General features: G+C 74.3%; 18 protein-coding genes. 13 read left to right on the top strand and 5 right to left on the bottom strand.

What is annotated here, in order from left to right; genetic code table 11:
* Positions 1 to 2: 2 nt before the first annotated feature.
* Positions 3 to 395 (bottom strand): DUF2267 domain-containing protein, encoded by a 393-nt coding sequence (locus ACPCK6_RS01840; protein WP_423480153.1) that lies wholly within the window; start codon positions 393 to 395, stop codon positions 3 to 5.
* Positions 396 to 532: 137 nt separating this feature from the next.
* Between ACPCK6_RS01840 and ACPCK6_RS01835 the strand changes: the two genes are divergently transcribed.
* Both ACPCK6_RS01835 and ACPCK6_RS01830 read left to right on the top strand, forming a co-directional pair.
* Positions 533 to 2,647, top strand: a complete 2,115-nt coding sequence (locus tag ACPCK6_RS01835) for a molybdopterin-containing oxidoreductase family protein (RefSeq protein ID WP_423480152.1) — start codon at positions 533 to 535, stop codon at positions 2,645 to 2,647.
* A gap of 94 nt (positions 2,648 to 2,741) precedes the next feature.
* Complete coding sequence (locus ACPCK6_RS01830) at positions 2,742 to 3,446, top strand: CBS domain-containing protein (protein WP_423480151.1); 705 nt, start codon at positions 2,742 to 2,744, stop codon at positions 3,444 to 3,446.
* A 47-nt stretch (positions 3,447 to 3,493) separates the two neighbouring features.
* Here ACPCK6_RS01830 and ACPCK6_RS01825 read toward each other — a convergent pair whose 3' ends face one another.
* The 3 genes from ACPCK6_RS01825 to ACPCK6_RS01815 are packed head-to-tail and all read right to left on the bottom strand — an operon-like array spanning position 3,494 to position 6,683.
* Positions 3,494 to 4,831, bottom strand: a complete 1,338-nt coding sequence (locus tag ACPCK6_RS01825; protein ID WP_423480150.1) for an MGH1-like glycoside hydrolase domain-containing protein — start codon at positions 4,829 to 4,831, stop codon at positions 3,494 to 3,496.
* On the bottom strand, positions 4,828 to 5,646 hold the full coding sequence (locus ACPCK6_RS01820) for a sugar phosphate isomerase/epimerase family protein (protein ID WP_396881643.1): 819 nt from the start codon (positions 5,644 to 5,646) through the stop codon (positions 4,828 to 4,830). Before ACPCK6_RS01820 ends, ACPCK6_RS01825 begins: the two co-directional genes overlap by 4 nt.
* Positions 5,646 to 6,683: a zinc-binding dehydrogenase gene (locus ACPCK6_RS01815; protein WP_396881642.1), complete on the bottom strand. Its 1,038-nt coding sequence runs from the start codon at positions 6,681 to 6,683 to the stop codon at positions 5,646 to 5,648. Before ACPCK6_RS01815 ends, ACPCK6_RS01820 begins: the two co-directional genes overlap by 1 nt.
* A 121-nt stretch (positions 6,684 to 6,804) precedes the next feature.
* Here ACPCK6_RS01815 and ACPCK6_RS01810 point away from each other — a divergent pair, with 121 nt between their 5' ends.
* From ACPCK6_RS01810 to ACPCK6_RS01790, 5 genes are read left to right on the top strand one after another with little or no spacing between them, the layout of a single operon-like run.
* Positions 6,805 to 8,196 (top strand): ABC transporter substrate-binding protein, encoded by a 1,392-nt coding sequence (locus ACPCK6_RS01810; protein ID WP_423480149.1) that lies wholly within the window; start codon positions 6,805 to 6,807, stop codon positions 8,194 to 8,196.
* Entirely contained in the window at positions 8,193 to 9,152 is a 960-nt protein-coding gene (locus ACPCK6_RS01805; RefSeq protein ID WP_423480148.1) for a carbohydrate ABC transporter permease, read from the top strand. Before ACPCK6_RS01810 ends, ACPCK6_RS01805 begins: the two co-directional genes overlap by 4 nt.
* Complete coding sequence (locus ACPCK6_RS01800; RefSeq protein WP_013285935.1) at positions 9,152 to 10,018, top strand: carbohydrate ABC transporter permease; 867 nt, start codon at positions 9,152 to 9,154, stop codon at positions 10,016 to 10,018. Before ACPCK6_RS01805 ends, ACPCK6_RS01800 begins: the two co-directional genes overlap by 1 nt.
* 22 nt (positions 10,019 to 10,040) lie before the next feature.
* Positions 10,041 to 10,643, top strand: a complete 603-nt coding sequence (locus ACPCK6_RS01795; RefSeq protein ID WP_423480147.1) for a phosphatase PAP2 family protein — start codon at positions 10,041 to 10,043, stop codon at positions 10,641 to 10,643.
* A gap of 32 nt (positions 10,644 to 10,675) precedes the next feature.
* A complete protein-coding gene (locus ACPCK6_RS01790; RefSeq protein ID WP_423480146.1) occupies positions 10,676 to 11,281 on the top strand; it encodes a class I SAM-dependent methyltransferase in 606 nt (201 codons plus the stop codon).
* 57 nt (positions 11,282 to 11,338) lie between these two features.
* On the opposite strand, the gene eccB is transcribed toward ACPCK6_RS01790, so the two are convergent.
* Positions 11,339 to 12,730 carry a type VII secretion protein EccB gene (gene eccB, locus ACPCK6_RS01785; RefSeq protein ID WP_423480145.1) on the bottom strand — a complete coding sequence of 464 codons (1,392 nt, stop codon included), beginning with the start codon at positions 12,728 to 12,730 and terminating at the stop codon, positions 11,339 to 11,341.
* 258 nt (positions 12,731 to 12,988) lie between these two features.
* On the opposite strand from eccB, the gene trxA reads away from it, so the two are divergent.
* The 6 genes from trxA (at position 12,989) to ACPCK6_RS01755 (ending at position 17,346) form a co-directional block, all read left to right on the top strand.
* A complete protein-coding gene (gene trxA / locus ACPCK6_RS01780; protein ID WP_128137484.1) occupies positions 12,989 to 13,339 on the top strand; it encodes a thioredoxin in 351 nt (116 codons plus the stop codon).
* A 53-nt stretch (positions 13,340 to 13,392) separates the two neighbouring features.
* A complete protein-coding gene (locus tag ACPCK6_RS01775) occupies positions 13,393 to 13,662 on the top strand; it encodes a metal-sensitive transcriptional regulator (protein ID WP_013285930.1) in 270 nt (89 codons plus the stop codon).
* 172 nt (positions 13,663 to 13,834) lie between these two features.
* Complete coding sequence (locus ACPCK6_RS01770; RefSeq protein WP_423480144.1) at positions 13,835 to 15,235, top strand: rhodanese-like domain-containing protein; 1,401 nt, start codon at positions 13,835 to 13,837, stop codon at positions 15,233 to 15,235.
* A gap of 86 nt (positions 15,236 to 15,321) precedes the next feature.
* On the top strand, positions 15,322 to 15,906 hold the full coding sequence (locus ACPCK6_RS01765; RefSeq protein WP_135239808.1) for a rhodanese-like domain-containing protein: 585 nt from the start codon (positions 15,322 to 15,324) through the stop codon (positions 15,904 to 15,906).
* Positions 15,903 to 16,799, top strand: coding sequence for a sulfite exporter TauE/SafE family protein (locus ACPCK6_RS01760; protein ID WP_318333797.1), 897 nt, complete (start codon positions 15,903 to 15,905; stop codon positions 16,797 to 16,799). Before ACPCK6_RS01765 ends, ACPCK6_RS01760 begins: the two co-directional genes overlap by 4 nt.
* Positions 16,738 to 17,346: a class I SAM-dependent methyltransferase gene (locus tag ACPCK6_RS01755; protein WP_423480143.1), complete on the top strand. Its 609-nt coding sequence runs from the start codon at positions 16,738 to 16,740 to the stop codon at positions 17,344 to 17,346. Before ACPCK6_RS01760 ends, ACPCK6_RS01755 begins: the two co-directional genes overlap by 62 nt.
* The last annotated feature ends 75 nt before the right edge of the window (positions 17,347 to 17,421 follow it).

Here is a 17,421-nt window from a genome sequence, read left to right as displayed (position 1 = left end):
GCTCAGACATCGTACGGCGGCCGTGGAATGGGGTCCACCATGGCGTCGAAGCCCTTCGGGAGCTGCGCGACCAGGTCGTGAAACTCCCCCACCGTCACCGTGTCGCGCAACGTGGCGAGCACCGCCACGGCGCCCACCTCGGCGACCGCCGGGTCCACCGCCGCGCGTTCGGCCACGCGGTACAGGAAGTCGACAGCGCCACCCGTGGTGGCGGTCCCGCCGGGCGCCAGATAGCCGCCCACGTCGTCCGGCAGCTGCGCGGCCAGGTCCGTCGCCTCGTCCGCGGTGATCCGGTCGGCGAGGGTCTGCAACACGGCACGGGAGACGGTCGCGGCCTCGTCGGCAGGCAACTCGGCCCGCCGCGCCACCGCCTCGACGAACAGGGGGAACCGCATCCCACCCCTCCCCTCGCCGCCGGCGGGCACCACGCCCACCCCGCTCGGCCCCGGCGGGTACCCGCCCCCGCCCCGGTCAAACGCCCCCGGCCACGACGAGCGGCGGGAGTACCACGAACCGGGGGTAGCATCCGCCCATGGCCCCCGTCACCACCCACCCCGGTGCCTGCCCGCTGGACTGCCCGGACACCTGCGTCTGGCAGCTCACGGTGGAGGACGGCCGGGCCGTCGCGCTGCGCGGCGACCGCGACCACCCGTTCACCAGGGGCGCGCTCTGCGGCAAGGTGAACCGCTACCTGGACGCGGTGAACGGGCCGGACCGGCTCACCACGCCCTGGGTCCGCACCGGCCCGAAGGGCGCCGGCCGGGTCGCGTACCGGCCGGCGAGCTGGGACGAGGCAGTCGACCGGGTCGCCGCCGGGCTACGGACGAGCATCGAGCGGGACGGCCCGGAGTCGGTTCTGCCCTACTACTTCGCCGGCACGATGGGCCTGGTCCAGGGCTGGACCATGGGGCCCCGGCTCTTCGCCCACCTGGGCGCGTCCCGGCTGGACACCACCATCTGCACGGCGGCGGCACGGGCGGCGCTGCGCTCGCTCTACGGCGCCTCGGTCGGCTTCGAACCGGAGACGATCGTCGAGGCGGACCTGATCGTCCTCTGGGGCGCCAACCCGCTCGTCACCAACCTGCACCTGTGGCCGTTCGTGCAGCAGGCCCGCGAGCGCGGCGCGTACGTGGTGACGATCGACCCGCTGCGCACCGAGACGGCGGCCCGCAGCGACGAGCACGTCGCGCCGCTACCCGGCACCGACGCGGCGCTCGCGCTCGGGCTGATGCGGCACGTCCGCGACGCCGGGGCGGCCGACGAGGAGTGGCTGGCCGCGCACACCACCGGCTGGCCGGAGCTGCGCGCTCGGCTCGACGACTGGCCGGTGGAGCGGGCCGCCGCCGAGTGCGGCCTGCCCGCCGGGACGATCCGCCGCCTCGGCGACCGGGTCGCCACCACCCGGCCGACAGCGGTACGGGTCGGGCTGGGCCTGCAACGCCACCACGGCGCCGGGCAGGCGATCCGGGCCATCTGCGCGTTGCCGCTGGTCACCGGCGACTTCCGGTACCCCGGAGGCGGGGCGCTCGTCACCACCAGCGGCCATCACCCGGTCGACAACGGCCCGGCGATCCGGCCGGCCGGCATGCCCGCCCCGCCGGCCCGGTCGCTGAACATGAGCCGGCTGGCCGCCGTGCTCACCGGGGAGGCCGACCCGCCCGTCACCTCGCTCGTGGTGTTCGACGCCAACCCGGCGGCGACCGCACCGGACCAGGCCCGGCTGCTGACCGGGCTCGGCCGCGCCGACCTGTTCACCGTGGTGCTGGAGCAGCGCTGGACCGACACATGCGACTACGCCGACGTGGTGCTCCCGGCCACCATGCAGCCCGAGCACCTGGACCTCCAGACGTCCTACGGGCACCACTACACGACGCTGAACCTGCCGGTCACCCGCGCGCCGGGCGAGGCGCTGCCGAACACCGAGATCTTCCGGCGGATCGCCGCCGCGCTCGGGATCGACCACCCGGCGTTCTCCGACAGCGACGAGGACCTGGCACGGCAGTTGCTGGCCGACGCCCCGATCACGTACGAGGAGTTGCGCGAGCGCACGTACGCCCGGCTCACCGGTGTGCCGGTGGGTTCCGCGCCGTACGCCGAGGGCGGTTTCCCCACAGCGGACGGGCGGGCCCGGCTGCACGATCCGGCGCTCGCCGCGCTCGGCGTGGACCCGCTGCCCGGGTACACGCCACCGGCCGAGGCGGCCGACCCGGAGCTGGCCCGCCGGTTCCCGCTGACGCTACTCACCCCGGCCAACCGCTACCTGATGAACTCCACGTTCGCGTCGCTGCCGTGGCACGCCCGCCGCGCCGGGCCGCCCCGGGTGCACCTGCACCCGGCCGACGCGACGGCGCGCGGGCTCGCCGACGGCGACGCGGTACGCGTGCACAACGACAGGGGCGCGTTCCTCGCCGCGGTGGCGGTGGACGAGGCGGCCCGGCCGGGGTGCGCGTTCACGTACAAGGCGTACTGGGCGCGGCGCAGCCCGGGGCGGTCCACCGTCAACGCTCTCACCGGCGTCCGGGACACCGACCTGGGCGAGGCGCCGACGTTCCACGACTGCCGGGTGGAGGTCGAGCCGGTGCCGGCCGGCCTGCTGACCGCCGAGCCGCCCCTCGACGAGGTGGCGGAGCCCGTCGCGGCGGGGTGATTCGGGACCTCCGGCCCCCTGACCTGGTCTTTGCGCCCCTGCTCCGGCCCGTCGCCGCCGCCTAGCGTCGGAGGCGGACACAGGGAGGTTCGCCATGCGTACGTGGCAGGTGCAGGACGTGATGACCAGGGACGTGGCGTCGGTACGGGAGGGCACGGAGTACCGGGAGATCGTCGACGTGCTGACCGACCGGCACGTCACGGCGGCACCGGTGGTGGACGAGACCCGCCGGGTGCTGGGCGTGGTGTCCGAGGCGGACCTGATGTACAAGGTGGAGTTCCTGGGACGGCCCCGGGAGCGGCGGATCCTGCCGGACCGGCACCGCCGCGAGGCGCGGGCGAAGGCCGGCGCGACGCTGGCCGCCGACCTGATGACCGCTCCCCCGGTCACCATCACGCCGGACGCCACGATCGTGGAGGCGGCCCGGTTGATGGACGCACGCGGCGTGAAGCGGCTGCCGGTGGTGAACGACCTCGGCCGGCTGGTCGGCATCGTCACCCGCGGCGACCTGCTCAAGGTGCACCTGCGCCCGGACGCCGGCATCCGGCGGGACGTGGTCGAGGAGGTGCTGTGGCGCAGCCTCGGCGTCCGCGACGGCGTGGTGGACGTGACAGTCGGCAGGGGCGTGGTGACGCTCACCGGCCAGGTGGAGCGCCGGTCCACCGCGCAGCTCGCGGTCCGGCTGGCGCGGCAGGTCAGCGGCGTGGTCGAGGTGGTCGACGCGCTCGGCTACGCGATCGACGACGCGCCGATGTCGGCGCTGCGCATCGGCGGCGGCACCCCGGCCGGCATCGCCTGATGCCTGGACGGCCCGGTGGGCGCCGGCGTACCCGGCGCCCACCGCCGTCACTCCTGGGCGAGCGCGTCCAGCACCAGCGCGGCGGTCCAGCTGAACGCCGGTGAGCCGAGTCCGGCGCCGGTGTCCGGGTGGAAGTACTCGTGGCAGCCGGCCCGGTCGACCAGGTCGAGCAGCGACTCGCGCAGCCCGGCGGCCAGGTCGGCCCGGCGGTGGGTACGTAGTCCCTGCCAGAGCAACCAGCCGGTGTTGATCCAGCTCGGGCCGCGCCAGTAGCGCAACGGCTCGAAGTCCGGCGCGGTGCGGTCGTACGTGGGCACCGGCCGGTCCATCCGGGCGGCCAGCCCGAAGCGCGGCGAGCACGCCTCGGCCAGCAGCGCCGACACCTGCGCGGCGGGCAGCTCCGGCAGCGCCAGCGGCATCAGCCCGAGTACGGTCCGGGCCGGCACGAGCCGGTCCGCGCGCACGTCGCGGGGACGGAACGTGCCGGCCACCGGATCCCAGAGGCGGGTGACGAGCGCCTCGGTGATCCGGGCGCCCCGGTCGCGGTGCGGTCCCGGGTCGGCGCCGATCACCGTGGCGATGCGCGCGAGGGCGTACTCGGAGACGCCGAGCGCGGCGTTCACCAGTGGGCACTCCACCAGGAACGGGTGCCGCCCGAGTAGTCCCTCGTCCCGGTAACGGCCGGCCCGGTAGCTCTCCACCAGCGCGACGTAGCGCGCGTAGTCCAGGTCGGTGGGGCGCTGCGCCGCGTCGGCGTGCGCGGTGTCGTGCCGCCGGTACGCGCGCATCACCGCCTCGTCGGCCGGCACCCCTGCGAGCGGCGAGTCCCAGGCGGGGCTGTTGTCCAGCCCGGACTCCCACGGGTGCACGATCGACGCCAGCCCGCCGCCTCCGGCGTCGCGCCGCCCGGTCAGGTAGCGCTGCTGCGCGACCAGCCTCGGGTAGAGCCGCCGCAGCGCGGCCACCGACGCCTCGCCGGGCGCGCGGCGGTGCACCAGCCAGGCGGCCGGGGCGTGCACCGGTGGCTGGACGATGCCGGAGGTGGCCCGGGCCGGCGAGCCGTCGGCGCGGGCCGAGTCCCAGAACTGCGGCCCGGGGAAGTACGGCCCGGCGCGCGAGGCCGGGTTGAACACGATGTGCGGCACCCGCCCGTCGACCCACTGCGCGGCGAACAGCGTGCGCAGCTCCCGCCAGGCCCGGTCCGGGCGGACGTGGGCCAGGCCGATCGCGATGAACGCCGAGTCCCAGCTCCACTGGTGCGGGTAGAGCGTGCGGGAGGGGACGGTGTGGTCGTGTTCCCAGTTGGCGTCCAGGGTGGCCAGGGCGAGGCGGCGCAGCCGGGCGTGGCGGTCGGCGTCGGCGCGTACTCCGGTGGTCAGCGTCATGCGGCGGCCCGCCGGGGACGGGCCTGGGCCAGCGCTGTGGCGGCCTGGCGCAGCGCGGCGACCGGCTCGCCGCGCAGCCGGCACTCCAGCGCCAGCCAGCCGGTGTAGCCGATCGCGTCGAGCGTGGCCAGCAGCGCGCCCCAGTCCAGGTGCCCGGCGCCGGGCTGGTGCCGGTTGGAGTCGCTGACCTGGACGTGCCCGAGGTACGGCGCGGCGGCGCGCAGCGCGGCGTGCGGGTCGTCCTCCTCGATGTTCATGTGGTAGGTGTCGGCGGCGACCCGCAGCGCCGGTGACCCGACCGCGCGGCACAGCTCGACGGCCTGGTCGAGCCGGTTGACCATGTGGTCCTCGTACCGGTTGAGCGGTTCCAGGAACACGGTGACCCCCTCGGCGCGGGCGTGCCCGGCCAGCTCGCCTAGGGCGTCGACGAGCACCCGCCGGTCGTCGTCGGCCGAGCGTGGCGGGTCGAACGGGGGCAGCCGGCGGGAGAACATGCCCCACGCGGCAGGGGTCATCGCGCCGACGCCGCCCAGCTCGGCGATCACCGAGAGCTGGGACCGCAGGTTGTCCACCGCGTCGCGGGACCGGCCCGGGTCGAAGTCGCCGATGAAGTGGTCCATCTCGACGCAGACGGTCGGCATGACCACGCCGGCGGCGCGGGCGCGGCGCAGCTCCGGCAGCCGCCGGGCCAGGGCGAGGTCGCCCCGCCCGCGCAGCTCGATGCCCTGGTAGCCGAGGGAGACGGCGAGGGCGTACTTCCGGGTCAGGTCGGTGCCGGGAAGCAACTGCTCCTGGCACGAGAGCGGAATGTCCATCAGAACCTCAGCACCACTTGGAGGACGTCATCGTCACCGCGGTCGAGCAACGCCAGGGCGTCGGCCACCGCGCCCGCGTCGACGACGTGGCTCACCAGCGGCAGCGGGTCGACGCTGCCCTCGGCCACCAGATCCATGAAGGTGTGTGCGATCCGCGTCCCGGACCACCGGCCGGCCGTGCCGGGTGCCGGGTCCGGCCCGGAGACCTGGGCGGCCACGAGCTGGATCCGGTTGTGGTGGAACTCCTCGCCGAGTTCCAGCCCATGGGCGTACCCCTGGTAGAAGCCGGCCGCGACGACGCGGCCGGCGTGCGCGGTGGCGCGGATCGCCTCGTGCAGCGCCGGGTACGCCCCGGACAGCTCCAGGCAGACGTCGGCGCCCCGGCCGTCGGTGGCGGCCCGCAGCGCGGCGGCGGGCGAGTCGGCGGCGGCGTCGACCACCCGGCGCGCGCCGAGCCGCACGGCGTGCGCGAGCCGGCCCGGCATCCGGTCGACGGCGACGACGCGGGCGCCGGAGAGCGCGGCCAGGCGCGTGCCGAGCAGCCCGATCACGCCCTGCCCGAACACACCCACCCAGTCGCCCAGGTGCAGGTCACCGGCGAGCACGGCGGTCAGCGCGATGGCGCCGGGCCGGGCGAACACGGCGGCGAGCGGGTCGAGGCCCGGTGGCAGCGGATGCACGGCCGTCGCGGGGAGCACGGCGTCGGCGCGGTGCCCCCAGATGCCCCAGACGAGCTGGCCGGGCCGCCGCCCGGCCACGTCGGGCGCGACCTCGACGATCTCGCCGACCTCCTCGTAACCGAAACCCACCACCGGGTACGCGGGCGCGGCCTGGCGGGGCACGAACATGCGGGCGCCGGCGTCCCAGTCCTTGCGCAGGCGCGGGTTGCTGCCCCGGTAGAGCGTCAGCTCGGTGCCGGCGGAGATGCCCGAGTAGCGGGTGCGGACGCGGACCTGGCCTGGACCGAGCCGGTCCGTGGGGCAGGGCTCCAGGCGTACGTGCCGGGGCCCGGCCAGAGAGACAACCCAGTTGCTCATGGCGTCGCTCCGAGGGAAGTGCCGACCCCGAGTCTAACCCAAAAAATGGGCATATGTGATTAGATTGATGAATCGATGGGTATTAGCGGCAGGCCGTACTCTTTCGAGAGGAGTGCCACCGATGTCATCACCCTCCACGCGGCGGCTCGCCATCAGCCTGATCCTGGCACTGGCCGGGACCGGCGTGGCCGCATGCAGCGACGACGGGCAGAAATCCGACAGCTCGCAGATCACCGTCTGGAGCCTGGAAGACGTGGCGGACCGCGTCGCCGCCACCAAGACGATCATCGCCGACTACACCGCCAAGACCGGCGTCAAGGTCAACCTGGTCACCGTCAACGAGGACCAGTTCCCGTCCCTGATCGCCTCCAGCGCCGCCGCCGGCGACCTGCCCGACGTGGTCGGCTCGGTCTCGCTGGCCGGGGTGCGCACGCTGTCCGCGAACGAGCTCCTCGACACGGACGCCAACGGCGCGGTGGTCGACCGGCTCGGCCGGGACACGTTCACGCCCCGCGCGCTGGAACTCACCAGCGACGGCGGCACGCAGCTCGCCGTACCGAGCGACGGGTGGGGCCAGCTGCTCGTCTACCGCAAGGACCTGTTCGCCGCCGCCGGCCTGCCGGCGCCCGACACGTACGAGAAGATCGCCGCCGCGGCGGCGAAGCTGAACACCGGCGGCGTCGCCGGCATCACCGCGGCCACCTCCCCCGGCGACGTGTTCACCCAGCAGACGTTCGAGCACCTGGCGCTGGCGAACGACTGCCGGCTCACCGACGACTCCGGCAAAGTCACGCTCGACTCCCCCGCGTGCGTCGAGGCGTTCCGCTTCTACGGCGACCTGATGCGGAACAACTCGGTCAAGGGCGCCCAGGACGTCGACACCACCCGGGCCACCTACTTCGCCGGCAAGGCGGCCATGCTGATCTGGTCGCCGTTCATCCTCGACGAGCTGGCCGGGTTGCGCGCCGACGCCCGGCCCACCTGCCCGCAGTGCCAGTCCGACCCGGCCTGGCTCGCCAAGAACAGCGGCTTCGTCACCGCGATCAAGGGCCCGAACGGCACCGAACCCGCCCAGTACGGCGAGGTCAGCTCCTGGGCCGTGCTCGACGGCGCGGCCGACCCGGCGAAGTCGTTCGTGGAGTACATGCTCTCCGACGGCTACCCGCGCTGGTTCGGCATGTCCCCCGAGGGGCGCTTCCCGGTGCGTACCGGCACGCGAGAGGACGAGCAGAAGTTCCGGACCGCCTGGAACACCAGCCCGGCCGGCGTGGACACCAAGAAGCCGCTGTCCGAGGTGTACGGCGAGGACGTGCTCGCCACCCTGCGGAAGAGTCCGGACACGTTCCAGCGCTGGGGCCTGACCGAGAACCAGGGCAAACTCGTCGGCGCCATCCTCGGTGAACTGCCCGTGCCCAAGGCGCTCGCCGACGTCGTCGGCGGCAGGTCCGACGCCCGCGCCGCCGCCGAACGCGCCCGCAAGGACGTCGAGGCGATAGCCAAGGGCGTCAATTGACCACCACCGCGCCGGAGGCCGGCCGCTCCCCCGCGCCGGAGCGAGCCCGCCGACCCGGCCGACGCCCGCTGACGCTGCGCCGCCGCGAGTCCCGCGCCGGGCTCGCGCTTGTCACCCCGACCCTGCTCGTCGTGGTCGCGGTGATCGGCATACCCATCGTCTGGACGGTGGTGCTGGCCTTCCAGCGGGTACGCCTGGCGACGCTGCGCAAGACCGGCCTGTTCGGCGAGCTGACCCTGGACAACATCGACCGGGTGCTGCACACGCCCGGGTTCGCCGACACGCTCTGGACCACTGTGCTCTACAGCGTCGGCGGCACCGCCGGCTCGATCGTGGTGGGCCTGGTGGCGGCGCTCGCCGTACGCGGGCCGTTCCGCGGCCGCACGCTGGTCCGCGCGTCGATGCTGCTGCCGTACGTGGCGCCGGTGGTCGCCATGACGTTCGTCTGGCAGGTGATGCTGGACCCGCAGCTCGGCATCGTCAACGACTGGGGGCGGCGCTTCCTCGGCTGGGATCAGCCGGTGCCGTTCCTGTCCCAGGACTCCACCGCGCTGTGGACGGTCATCGCGTTCGAGGCGTGGCGCTACTTCCCGTTCGCGTTCCTGTTCCTGCTGGCCCGGCTCCAGGCGGTGCCCGGTGAGCTGGAGGAGGCCGCCCGGGTCGACGGGGCCACACCTACCCAGCGGTTCCGGCACATCCTGCTGCCGCAGCTCATGCCGGTGATCGCGTTGATCGGCGTGCTCCGCTTCATCATGACGTTCAACAAGTTCGACGACGTCTACCTGCTCACCGGCGGCGCCGCCGGCACCGAGGTGGTGAGCGTCCGGGTCTACCAGTTCCTCACCGCCCGCACCGACATCGGGGCGGCCGCCGCCCAGGCCGTCGTCCTGGCCGTGGTGCTGCTCGTGTTCGTGGCGATCTACCTGCGCTTCTTCGGCGCGCGACGGGAGGCGTGATGGACCGGGACCGGATCGAGACGGTCAGCCTGCGCTGGCTGCGCCGGCTGGTGATCGCCGGGTTCCTGGTGGTCACGTTGCTGCCGTTCTGGTACATGCTGGTGCTGTCGGTACGCCCGATCGAACGCCTGCTGCTCGAACCCGGCTCGCTCTGGGTGCCGTTCGGCGAGCTGACCGTCGCCACGTACGCCGAGGTGCTGAAGTCCGTCTCCGACGGCGGCCAGGGCTTCCTCACGTTCATCCGCAACAGCGGCCTGGTGGCGCTCGCCGCCACCGCGCTCACCCTGGTGATCGCCATCCCCGGCGCGTACGCGGTGTCCCGCCTGCGGTTCTTCGGCCGCCGCCAGGTCAGCGCGCTGTTCCTGGCGGTCTACCTGTTCCCGTCCATCGTCATCGCGATCCCGCTGTTCGTGGTCTTCACCCGAGCCGGGCTGCGCGGGTCGCTGACCGGCCTGGTGCTCGTCTACATCTCGCAGACGCTGCCGGTGTCGGTCTACATGCTGAAGAACTACTTCGAGACGATCCCGGTCAGCCTGGAGGAGTCAGCGGCGATCGACGGAGCCGGCCGGCTCGGCATCATCCGCCGGGTCAGCCTGCCCCTCGCGGCCCCGTCGGTGATGGCCGTCGCGCTGTACGACTTCATGATCGCGTGGAACGAGTACCTGTTCGCGCTGCTGTTCCTGGTCGACCGGCCGGACCGGTGGACCGTGTCGCTGGGCCTGTCGCTGCTCGCCGACGGCGTCGAGGTGCCCAAGACCGTGCTGATGGCCGGCTCGGTCATCCTCACGCTGCCGATCGTGGTGCTGTTCTTCGCCGGGGAACGCCTGCTCACCGAGGGACTCACCAGCGGGGCCGAGAAGGGCTGAGCGTCCGTGCCAGGATGATCGGGTGCGAGCATCACGGGAGCCCCGGGCCGGCGCGCGGGCGGCCCGGCTGCTCACCGAGGCGCTCGCCCCGACCGTCCTGGTCACGGCGCTGCCGCTGATCGCCGCCGCCCGGGTCAGCCGCTCGGCGGGCCAGTTCCTGCTCTGGGGCGGCATCGCGCTCACGTTCTGCGCCGTCATCCCGATCGCCGTACTCGTGCACGGCGTCCGCCGCGGGCGCCTCACCGACCGGCACGTCGGCGACCGCACGCAGCGGGCCCGGCCGCTGTCGATCGGGCTGGCCTCGGTCGCGGCCGGGTTGCTGCTGCTGGTGGCGGTCCGCGCGCCGGCCGGACTGTTCGCCGTGATCGTGGTGGTCTTCGTGGTCGGCGCGGCCTGCGCGCTGGTGAACCACTGGTGGAAGCTGAGCATCCACGCGGCGGTAGCCGCCGCCACCGTCGCCGTGCTGGTGCCGCTGGCCGGCCCGGCAGCGCACCTGGGCTGGGTGCTCGTCGCGGCCGTCGGCTGGTCCCGGGTACGGCTCGGCGACCACACCTGGCCGCAGGTGCTGGCCGGCATCGCGCTCGGCGGGCCGCTCGCCGCCGGCACGTTCCTGGCGCTCGCCTGACCCGCCGCCACAAGATCAGTTACGGTGGCCTCATGGGCAAGCCGACCCGCTGGGTGACCGACACGAAGCCCGGCCACTCGCAGTGGTACGTGGACCGGTTCCGTCAGCTCGCCGCCGAGGGCGCCGACCTGTCCGGTGAGGCGCGGCTGCTCGACGCGCTCGTGCCGCCGGGCGCGCGCGTGCTGGACGCCGGCTGCGGGACCGGCCGGGTCGCCGCCGCGCTCGCCGCGCGCGGGCACGACGCCGTGGGCGTGGACGCCGACCCGACGCTGGTCGAGGCGGCCCGCGCCGACCACCCCGGTCCCCGCTTCCTGGTCGCCGACCTGGCCGAGCTGGACCTGGCCGCGCAGGGTGAGGCCGAGCCGTTCGACGCCGCCGTGCTGGCCGGCAACGTGATGGTCTTCGTCGCCCCCGGCACCGAACGCGACGTGCTGGCCCGCGTCGCCGCGCACGTGCGCCCGGACGGCGTGGTCGTGGTCGGCTTCGCCACCGACCGCGGCTACCCGGTGGCGGACCTGGACGCCGACGCGGTCGCCGCCGGGCTGCGCCCCGAGCACCGCTTCGCCACCTGGGATCTGCGGCCGTGGCGCGACGACGCCGACTTCGCGGTGAGCGTGCTGCGCCGCCCCGCCGGCTGATCGCCGTTCTTTCCGGCCCGGCCCGCGCCCGGTGCGTTCGAGCCGGCCGCCCGGCGCTCAGGCGGGTGCGGCCACCGTGCGGGCGGCCTCCGGGTCGAGCGGGCTGCCCGCCGGCAGCAGGTCCACCAGGCCCGCAGGCAGCCGCCCCGGGCGCACGCCCGCGTACCCGAGCATGCCCGGCACGTCGGCGCCGGTCAGCGCGTACCGCCGGCCCAGGTCGGTGACCACGCAGATCGCGCCGCCGGTCGCGCCCGGCGCGGGCACCGCCTCCACCAGCGCGCCGCGGCCCGGCTCGACCACGACCGCGTCGGCGAGCCCGGCCCGGCCGCCCGCCCGCGCGGCGGCGGCCGGGTCCGGCGCGGCGACGCCGAGGCGCAGGTCGCGTACGCCGGTGTCGTCGCCGGCCCGCGCGCAGAGCGCGCCCTCGGCGGCGGCCAGCCGGGGCGGTACGGCGGGCGGCGCGGCCGGCCCACCCGGCACCAGACCGGGCAGCTTCGGCAGTGCGGCGAACCGGCCGAGCGTGATCGGTTCCGGCTCCCGCTGGCCGGTGCGGGCCAGCAGCAACGCGGCCTGTAACTCGGTGATCGCTGCCAGCCCGCCGCGCTGGGCGACCGCGTACTGCCGGCCGCCACCGGAGTTGCGCACCAGGTAGACGTCGCCCACCGCCGCGCCGGTGACCCGCTCGGACGGCTCACCGAGGTCGTCCACCGGCGGCGGGGCCAGGTCGGCGCCGGCGGGGAGCGTGTTCAGCAGCGCCGCCGCCACCGGCACCGCCCGTTCCCGGGTGGCGGCGAGCGCGGCGAGCACCCGGTCGGTGTCGCGCAGCAGGTAGCGCCGGTCGTGCCAGAGCAGGTGCAGGCCGCCGTCCGGGTGGCGGGCGAGCAGGCCCTGGTCGCCGAGCGGCCGGCCACCGGTGGCTTCCCGCCCGATCAGCAGCACCGAGCGGGCCTCGCCGCGCACGGCCTCCCCGCGCCCCGTGTCGTCACCCGGTACCGAGCAGAGCGTCCAGGCGTCGCGGACGAGCCGGTTCGGCGCGGGCAGCGAGTCCGGCGCGTCGGCGATGCCCAGCGGCAGGCCGCGTGGCACTCCCTCGATGGCCCGGCGGCCGACCAGCACCGTCTTCGGCTGCTCCGCCCCGATGATCAGCAGCGCGGAGGCGTAGTTGAGCACCGGGTGCAGCTTGTCGTCGCGGTAGACGAAACGCGCGCCCGACTCCTTCTCCACGATCACCGCGCCGGTCTCGCGCCACGAGTCACCGCCGCCGGTGAACAGGCCGTAGAGGGCGACGCCGCCGAGCGCGATCGCCGCGACCAGGACGCTGGCCAGACCGGCGCCGGCCAGCCGGCGGAACGGGGACTGCGGCGGGTCCGTCTCCCGCATGACGAGCGCGGCGACCGCCCGCTGGACGGTGAACTGGTACGAGTGCAGCTGGTCCTGCCGCGACGCCATCGTGTCCCTTCCCGCCGGGATGGTCGGCGCACAGGATAAGCGCTCCGTCGATGCCCCGGCGACCCTGCGTGTCCCTCACCGCCCCTTCGTCGGTCCCCCGATCCGCCGGTACGCCGAAGTGGTTGCATCCCACCCACCCGGACCCCACCACTTCCCCGACCTGGAGTCGATCACGGCGCACCGGCCGCAGCACCACCTGGAATGGATACCCCCGGGGGTGTGTTACACATGACGGAACCCGAACCGACGGAGGTACTGATGGCCAGCGTGGCGTTGACCACCACCGACTTCGCAGAGACGGTCAACCGGGACGGCATCGTCCTTGTCGACTTCTGGGCCGGCTGGTGCGGCCCCTGCCGGGCGTTCGCGCCGGTCTACGAGAAGTCCAGCGAGCAACACCCGGACATCGTCTTCGGCAAGGTCGACACCGAGGCCGAGCCGGCCCTGGCGGCCGCCGCCCAGATCCGGTCGATCCCGACACTGATGGCGTTCCGGGACGGCGTGCTGGTGTTCGCCCAGCCGGGCGCCCTGCCGACGGCCGGGCTGGAGGAGCTGATCCGGGCCGTGCGCGACCTCGACATGGACGAGGTTCGGACCAAGACCGCCTGACGAGTGGCGGTACGGGTACCCCCTGGGGTATCTTCGAGCGCAGGAGGTACGACGTGAATCTTCGACCGGAGATGACAGGCGAGGCGCTGACCCGGCTCAAGCGGGCCCGGGGGCAGCTCAACGCCGTCATCGAGATGATGGAGAACGGCGAGGACTGCCGCGCCGCGCTGACTCAGCTCGCCGCGGTCTCCAAGGCCATCGACCGGGCCGGCTTCAAGATCATCGCCTCCGGCATGCGCTACTGCGACGCCGCCCGCCAGGCGGGCGAGGAGCCGGAGATGACCGAGGAGGAGCTGGAGAAGCTCTTCCTGTCCCTCGCCTGACGGCTCCCCAGCCTGACAGCTCCCCTGGCCTGACGGCACCCGCCTGACCGGCCGAGCCCCGCCCGCGCCGTGTGACCGCGACGCGGGCGGGTAAACACCTGCCTGGAGAACCCAGGCCGCAGACTGTCCCATGCATACCCCCGGGGGTATATAGGCAATGAGAGGAAACGGCATGACTCTCGACGTGTCCGTCATCGCGACCTCCTCGCTCGGCGACCGCAGCTACCTCGCCTCCGACGGCCGGGTGGCGATCGTGGTCGACCCGCAGCGCGACATCGACCGCGTCCTGTACCTGGCCGGCGCCAAGGGCGTACGGATCACGCACGTGGTCGAGACGCACATCCACAACGACTACGTCTCCGGCGGCCTGGAGCTGGCCCGGATCACCGGCGCGCAGTACCTGGTGGCTGCCGCCGACACGGTCGAGTTCGACCGGACCCCGGCCGCCGACGGCGACACCGTGCCGGTGTCGGACACCATGCGGCTGCGGGTGATCGGCACCCCGGGGCACACCTTCCACCACCTGTCGTACGCGCTCGACGAGGCCACCGACGGCGGCTGGGCGGCGGCCGGTGTGTTCACCGGCGGCTCGCTGCTGTTCGGCACCACAGGCCGCACCGACCTGCTCGGCCAGCAGTACGCCCACGAGCTGGCGCACCACCAGTACGCCTCGGCGCGCAAGCTGGCCGACCTGCTGCCCGACGGCGCGCAGGTCTGGCCCACGCACGGCTTCGGCAGCTTCTGCTCGGCCAGCCAGGCCGACGCCCCCGAGTCGACGATCGGCCGGGAGAAGGAGGCCAATCCGGTGCTGCGGCTGGCCGCCGACCAGTTCGTCACCGAGACGCTGGCCGGGCTGGACGCCTACCCGGCGTACTACGCGCACATGGGCGTCGCCAACGCCGCCGGTCCCGCCCCGGTCGACCTCACCCCGGTGGCCCGCGCCGACGCCGGCGAGCTGCGCCGTCGTATCGCCGCCGGCGAGTGGGTGGTCGACCTGCGCCACCGCAAGGCGTACGCGGCCTCGCACCTGGCCGGCACCGTCAGCCTCGGCTTGGACGGGCCGATGTCGACGTGGCTCGGCTGGCTGATCGACTGGGGCGTGCCGATCACGTTCCTGGCGCAGACCCCGGAGCAGGTCGCCGACGCCCAGCGGGAACTGGTCCGCATCGGCATCGACCGCCCGGCCGCCCAGGCCACCGGCGAGCCCGAGCAGTGGACCACGGACCCGTCGCAGCTGCGGGAGATGGCGGTGGCCGACTTCGACGCGCTCGCCGCCGCGCAGGCCGGGAGGACCCCGGCCGGGCTGCCCGCGCCGCAGGTCGTCCTCGACGTGCGGATGACGAACGAGTGGAAGGCCGGGCACATCGACGGTGCGGTGCACGTGCCGCTGCCGGACGTGCCGAAGCGGCTCGCCGACATCCCCGCCGGGACGGTGTGGGTGCACTGCGGCTCCGGCTACCGGGCCACCGCCGCCGCGTCCCTGCTCGCCAACGCCGGCCGTGACGTGGTGCTGATCGACGACTCGTACGCCCGGGCCGAGGCGGCCGGCGTACGCATGGCGCCCGCCGCCTGACCTCTCCCCGAGCCCCCGGCCGGCGTGTCCCTACGCCGGCCGGCGCCCGACACTGCCCGAAAACACCCGCTGAAGGAGACCGAAGCATGACCACGACCACCCCCACCACCATCGACGCGGCGACGCTGCGCGAGCTGATCGCCGCCGGCCGTACGCCCCGAATGCTCGACGTGCGCACGCCCGGTGAGTTCGAGGCCGCGCACATCCCCGGCGCGTACAACGTGCCGCTGGACCTGCTCCGGGAGCACCGCGCGGAGCTGCGCAGCCACCTGGACGAGGACGTGGTGCTGATCTGCCGCTCCGGCGTCCGGGCCGGCCAGGCCGGTCAGGCGCTCGGCACCGTCGGCCTGCCCAACGTGAAGGTGCTCGACGGCGGCATGCTGGCCTGGCAGGCCACGAACGCCCCGGTCAACCAGGGCCGGCCGCGCTGGGACCTGGAGCGCCAGGTACGCCTCGTCGCCGGCTCGATCGTGCTCGCCGCCGTCCTCGGTTCGGTGTTCGTGCCCGGCCTGAAGTGGGTCGCCGCGTTCATCGGCGCGGGTCTCACGTTCGCCGCGCTCACAAACACCTGTGCCATGGGCATGCTGCTGAGCAAGCTGCCGTACAACCGCGGCGCGAGCTGCGACCTGGACACGATCGTGGGGCAGTTGCGTGACGGGAGCCGCAAGTGACGACTCTCGTCCTGACGCTGGCCGGCGCGGTGCTGATCGGCGTGACGCTGGGCCTGCTCGGCGGCGGCGGGTCGATCCTCGCCGTACCGCTGCTGGTCTACGTCGCCGATCTGCCCGCCAAGGAGGCGATCGCCACCTCGCTGCTGGTCGTCGGCGTGACCAGTGCCGTCGGCGTACTGCCGCACGCCCGGGCGAACCGGGTCCGCTGGCGTACCGGGCTCATCTTCGGTGTGGCCGGCATGACCGGCGCGTACGCGGGCGGCCGGCTGGCCGAGTTCGTCCCGGCCGGCGTCCTGCTGACCGGGTTCGCGCTGATGATGCTCGCCACCGCGGTCGCGATGCTGCGGGGCCGCCGGTCCGCCGAGGGCCGCCCGGTGCCGCACGAGCTGCCGATGCTGCGGGTGGTCGGGGACGGTGTGGTCGTCGGCCTGGTCACCGGCCTGGTCGGCGCCGGCGGCGGCTTCCTGGTCGTACCCGCTCTGGCCCTGCTGGGCGGGTTGCCGATGCCGGTAGCCGTCGGCACCTCGCTGGTCGTCATCGCGATGAAGTCGTTCGCCGGTCTGGCCGGCTACCTGTCCAGCGTGCAGATCCACTGGGGTCTGGCCGCCGGGGTCACCGCCGCCGCCGTCGTCGGCAGCCTGCTCGGTGGCCGGCTCGCCGGGCGGATCCCGGCCGACCTGCTGCGCCGGGGGTTCGGCTGGTTCGTCGTGGTGATGGGCGTGTTCGTGCTCGCGCAGCAGTTGCCGCCGGTATGGGGACTCGCCGTGGGAGCGCTTGCCGTGGCCGGTACGGTCACCATGGCGGTGTGGGGCCGCCGGAGGAGGGAACACAGTGGACAGCAGCGCCTGGGACAGCCGGTACGCCGACACGCCCGGACTGGTGTGGAGCGCTGAGCCCAACCGTTTCGTGGTCGAGTCGGTCACCGGGCTGACTCCCGGGTCAGCGCTGGACATCGCCGCCGGCGAGGGCCGCAACGCGGTCTGGCTGGCCGGTCAGGGCTGGCGGGTCAACGCGGTGGACTTCTCCGCGGTGGCCGTCGACCGGGGGCGGGAGCTGGCCGCCGCGCGGGGCGTCACAGTCGACTGGCGGGTCGCGGACGTGACCGCCTACCGGCCGGTGCCGAACAGCTACGACCTGGTGCTGATCAGCTACCTGCACCTGCCCGCGCCGGAGTTCGCCGGGGTGCTCGCCGCGGCGAAGTCCGCGCTGCGCCTCGGCGGCACGCTCGTGGTGGTGGGCCACGACCTGGCAAACCTCTCCGGCGGCGTCGGCGGCCCGCAGGATCCGGACGTGCTGCTCACGCCGGAGTCGGTGGTCGACGGGCTGGCCGGGCTGCGCGTGCAGCGGGCCGAGACGACCCGCCGGCCGGTCCCGGCCACCGACGGCGGGACCGTCGACGCGCTGGACACCGTGGTGGTCGCCACCCGCCCCGCCGGCTGACCGCCGTCCGCCGCCGTTTCGCCGGGCCGGGGCCGGGACCGGCCGGTAGCATCCGGGGACGGATCAGCGGAGAGG

It is taken from the genome of Micromonospora sp. AB353 (assembly GCF_049538395.1).
Taxonomy (GTDB): Bacteria; Actinomycetota; Actinomycetes; order Mycobacteriales; family Micromonosporaceae; genus Micromonospora; species Micromonospora aurantiaca.
This window is presented reverse-complemented; position numbering and strand designations above follow the sequence as displayed.

Coding starts and splice junctions, on each gene's coding strand:
- ACPCK6_RS01840 (WP_423480153.1), bottom strand. CDS start 395: ATGCGGTTCCCCCTGTTCGTCGAGGCGGTGGCGCGGCGGGCCGAGTTG.
- ACPCK6_RS01835 (WP_423480152.1), top strand. CDS start 533: ATGGCCCCCGTCACCACCCACCCCGGTGCCTGCCCGCTGGACTGCCCG.
- ACPCK6_RS01830 (WP_423480151.1), top strand. CDS start 2,742: ATGCGTACGTGGCAGGTGCAGGACGTGATGACCAGGGACGTGGCGTCG.
- ACPCK6_RS01825 (WP_423480150.1), bottom strand. CDS start 4,831: ATGACGCTGACCACCGGAGTACGCGCCGACGCCGACCGCCACGCCCGG.
- ACPCK6_RS01820 (WP_396881643.1), bottom strand. CDS start 5,646: ATGGACATTCCGCTCTCGTGCCAGGAGCAGTTGCTTCCCGGCACCGAC.
- ACPCK6_RS01815 (WP_396881642.1), bottom strand. CDS start 6,683: ATGAGCAACTGGGTTGTCTCTCTGGCCGGGCCCCGGCACGTACGCCTG.
- ACPCK6_RS01810 (WP_423480149.1), top strand. CDS start 6,805: ATGTCATCACCCTCCACGCGGCGGCTCGCCATCAGCCTGATCCTGGCA.
- ACPCK6_RS01800 (WP_013285935.1), top strand. CDS start 9,152: ATGGACCGGGACCGGATCGAGACGGTCAGCCTGCGCTGGCTGCGCCGG.
- ACPCK6_RS01790 (WP_423480146.1), top strand. CDS start 10,676: ATGGGCAAGCCGACCCGCTGGGTGACCGACACGAAGCCCGGCCACTCG.
- eccB (WP_423480145.1), bottom strand. CDS start 12,730: ATGGCGTCGCGGCAGGACCAGCTGCACTCGTACCAGTTCACCGTCCAG.
- trxA (WP_128137484.1), top strand. CDS start 12,989: ATGGCCAGCGTGGCGTTGACCACCACCGACTTCGCAGAGACGGTCAAC.
- ACPCK6_RS01770 (WP_423480144.1), top strand. CDS start 13,835: ATGACTCTCGACGTGTCCGTCATCGCGACCTCCTCGCTCGGCGACCGC.
- ACPCK6_RS01765 (WP_135239808.1), top strand. CDS start 15,322: ATGACCACGACCACCCCCACCACCATCGACGCGGCGACGCTGCGCGAG.